Source organism: Azospirillum sp. UFLA03-27 (assembly GCF_059803775.1).
Genome location: NZ_JAUQTX010000425.1, coordinates 1 through 3,072, shown reverse-complemented (window position 1 = coordinate 3,072; position 3,072 = coordinate 1). Strand labels below are relative to the sequence as shown.

The 3,072-nt window shown below is 70.3% G+C and carries 3 protein-coding genes; 2 read left to right on the top strand and 1 reads right to left on the bottom strand.

Annotated features, from left to right (window positions below):
• Nucleotides 1-214: 214 nt before the first annotated feature.
• Nucleotides 215-1,330 (bottom strand): AI-2E family transporter, encoded by a 1,116-nt coding sequence (locus tag Q4I23_RS31845; protein ID WP_498528884.1) that lies wholly within the window; start codon nucleotides 1,328-1,330, stop codon nucleotides 215-217.
• 205 nt (nucleotides 1,331-1,535) lie between these two features.
• Between Q4I23_RS31845 and Q4I23_RS31840 the strand changes: the two genes are divergently transcribed.
• Nucleotides 1,536-2,213, top strand: coding sequence for an HAD family hydrolase (locus Q4I23_RS31840; RefSeq protein ID WP_103041554.1), 678 nt, complete (start codon nucleotides 1,536-1,538; stop codon nucleotides 2,211-2,213).
• A complete protein-coding gene (locus tag Q4I23_RS31835) occupies nucleotides 2,210-3,052 on the top strand; it encodes a lipid kinase (protein ID WP_498528885.1) in 843 nt (280 codons plus the stop codon). Before Q4I23_RS31840 ends, Q4I23_RS31835 begins: the two co-directional genes overlap by 4 nt.
• Nucleotides 3,053-3,072 lie beyond the last annotated feature (20 nt).

Sequence of the window (3,072 nt, the reverse complement as noted above, 5' to 3'; positions counted from 1 at the left end):
GCGTATAATCGTCGGCAGCGTCAGATGTGTATAAGAGACAGCTCCAAGTGCGGTCACGCCCGTCGGCGCAAGAGCAGGTGAAGAGATCCGACATCGCGACCACGTCTAAGTCGCCAGAGGGGCCCGGATCACAGGTCCCGGAGACGTGGGGAGGGCCGGGAAACCTGTCAAGAGAGGGGGGTGCCAGAAAAGCGGCGGAAAAAACAGCGCTGCGTTACTCGGGCCGGGTGCGCGCCTCGAAGCGGCGGCGGTCGCTCTTATCGCTGAGCACGAAGGCGAAGGGGCGCAGCGCGTCGATGTGGCTGAGCGCGATGGCGATCAGGACGGTCATCGGCACCGCCAGAACGGTTCCGGCGGCCCCCCACAGCCAGCTCCACAGCAGCAGCGAGCTGACGATCACCAAGGGCGAGATGGCGAGCTGCTTGCCCTCCAGCCGCGGGCCGATGAAGTTGCCCATCACCTGCTCGATCACCAGCAGCCCGCCCGCGACCATCAGGGCGGTGGTCGATCCGCCCTGGGCCAGCGCCATCAGCACGGGCAGCGTGGCCGCTCCCACCGACCCGATCACCGGGATGTAGTTCAGCAGGAAGGCAAGGAAGCCCCACAGGAACAGGAAGTCGATCCCGAACAGCGACAGCCAGCCGATGTAGAGCGCCCCGGTGATCAGCCCCAGCGTCGTGCTGACCAGCAGGAAGCGGCGGAACTGCTGGGCGATGGCGGTGACCGCGGTGACGGTGGTGGCGCAGCGCTCCGGCCCCAGCGTCTTGACGATCTTCTCGCGCCAGACCGGCGCCTCGACCAGCATCAGCAGGGCGAGGAAGAGGACGATGACCAGCGTCGAGACGGCCTCCCGCGCCGCCGTCAGCACCGACGCGGCGAGACCGGACAGCGCCTCCGCCCCGCCGCCGCCGGAGTCGCTGCTGCCGGAGTCGCCAAGAAACCGTTCGCGCAGCCCGTTGATCCAGCCGTTCGCCTCCCCCCAGAGCCGTTGCAGCTCCTCGGCGTGGCGCGGCACCTCGCCGGCCACGCGCTGGCCGATGAACCACAGGCCTCCGGCGAAGACGGCCAGCACCAGCAGCACCGTCAGCATGGCGGCGAGCGGGCCGAGCAGGGCCAGCCGCGGCGGCACCCGGTCGCGCACCCAGCGCCCGACCGGAGCCACGGCGACCGCCACGAAGAAGGCGCCGGCCAGCGGGATGAGCACCGGCGAGGCGGCGCTGAGGCCCCACAGGACGGCCAAGGCGGCCAGCAGGCCGAGCAGCCAGAGGCCGAGCGTCATCCGGTCGATGGACCAGCCCCGGTTCCCGTCCGCGTCCTCACGCTGTGCCAAAGCCGTCCGCTCCCCGCTGTTGCGCCGCGCTGCCGGTTGGGCAGCATGAGCTTGACGCGAAACCGGCGCCGAAGTTCCGCTGCGCCCCATTCGGTGCAGGGGGCGCAGAATTGCCATCCGGGAGACGTTGCGGTGCAGTGGAGCTGCCACCAACTCACTGGGGCCGGCTCCGCCGGAGCGGGATTCAGCCTTGGGGACACACGCCATGGACCGCATCAACACGGCCTTCCTGTTCGACCTCGACGGCACGCTGATCGACAGCGTCTACCAGCATGTGCTGGCCTGGCAGGAGGCGCTGGACCATGAGGGGATCGAGCTGTCGGTCTGGCGCATCCACCGCAAGATCGGCATGAGCGGCGGCCTGTTCGCCAACATGCTGCTGCGCGAGACCGGCCTCGCCATCAGCCCGGAGCTTCTGGAGCGGCTGCGCCGCCGCCACGCCGAGGCGTTCCGCGGGCTGGCCGGGCGCGTCCGCCCGCTGCCAGGCGCGCAGGAGCTGCTGTCCCACCTGACGGCGGCGGGCATCCCCTGGGCCATCGCCACCAGCGGGCGGATCGAGACGGCGCGTTCCGGGCTGGAGGCTCTGGGCGTCGACCCGGACCAAGTGCCGGTGGTGACGCGCGATCAGGTGAAATACGCCAAGCCCGACCCCGACTTGTTCCTGGCCGCGGCGGAGCGGCTCGGCGTCGCCATCGAAACGGCCATCGTGGTCGGCGACAGCGTGTGGGACATCCTGGCCGCGCGGCGCGCCCGCGCGCTCAGCATCGGGCTGCTGTCCGGCGGCTACGGGCAGGACGAGCTGGAGCGGGCGGGAGCCTTCCGCGTCTATGAGGACCCCGCCAGCCTGCTGGAGCATCTGGACGAGGTGGGAGGCCGACGCTGAGCGCCGACCGACGCCGCGCGCTGCTGATCGTCAACGGGAAGGCCCGCCAGGGGCAGCGCGCGCTCGACGACATCCGGGAGGAGGCCGCGAAGGCGGGCGTCACCCTGATCCGCGCCGAGTGCCGCGAGCGGGAGGACATCGCCGAGGCGATCCGCGCCCATGCCGACTCGGTGGACATGGTCATCATCGGGGGCGGCGACGGCACGCTGAACGCGGCCGCCCCGGCGCTGGCCGACACCGGTCTGCCGCTCGCCGTCCTGCCCATGGGCACGGCGAACGATCTGGCGCGCACGCTGGGAATCCCGCTGGACGTGCGGGAGGCGGCGAAGCTGGCGGTCAGCGGGCCGATTCGCCGGATCGACCTGGGCGAGGTCAACGGTGTGGCCTTCTTCAACGTCGCCAGCATCGGTCTCAGCGTCGAGCTGGCCCGCGAACTGACGCGCGAGATGAAGCGGCGCTGGGGCGTGTTCGGCTACGCCGTGGCGGCCTTTCGCGTGGCGCGGCGTATGGCGCCCTTCCGTGCCGAGATCCGCATCAACGGGGCGCGACACTGCGTCAAGTCGGTGCAGATCGGCGTCGGCAACGGGCGCCATTACGGCGGCGGCATGACCGTGCAGGAGAACGCCGCTCCCGACGACGGGCAGTTGGATGTCTACAGCATCGACCTGCGTGGCTGGTGGGAGTGGCCCCTGCTGTACCCGGACTTCCGGCGCGGGCGGCATGGGCATTGGAAGAACGTACATGCCTGGTACGGGCAGGAGGTGGAGATCACCACCCGCCACCGCCGCCCAGTGAACACCGATGGCGACATCACCACCCTGTCTCTTATACACATCTGACGCTGCCGACGATTATACGC